The sequence below is a fragment of the Pantoea sp. SIMBA_079 genome, assembly GCF_046940275.1.
GTDB classification, from domain to species: Bacteria; Pseudomonadota; Gammaproteobacteria; order Enterobacterales; family Enterobacteriaceae; genus Pantoea; species Pantoea borealis.
Genome location: NZ_JAWRYR010000454.1, coordinates 1 through 263 on the forward strand (window position 1 = coordinate 1; position 263 = coordinate 263).

At 69.2% G+C, this 263-nt stretch carries 1 protein-coding gene; it reads left to right on the plus strand.

What is annotated here, in order from left to right; genetic code table 11:
• Positions 1-189, plus strand: a 189-nt coding sequence (locus SB719_RS20775; protein ID WP_412159832.1) for a hypothetical protein, incomplete at its 5' end; no start/stop codon positions are given.
• Positions 190-263 lie beyond the last annotated feature (74 nt).

Below are 263 nucleotides of genomic sequence, written 5' to 3' on the forward strand. Positions count from 1 at the left end.
GACGCGGTGCAGCAGGCCTTGCAGGCGCTGGTGCCCGAGTACGAGCGCCGGGTCGAGGCGGATGGTCGCGAGACCGCGGACCAGTGGATCGCCGAACAGGCACGTGAAATGGGCGAGCGCGAAGGCGCGGATGCCCGGCGCCTGGTCGATTCGCTGAGCACCGTGCAGCACGCCCCGGTCACGTCCTAGGGTCGCCCCCAGTTGTTGCGTCGACCGGCCGGCGGAATACTCCAAGCGTCGGTTCGATCCAGCAAGACCAACCG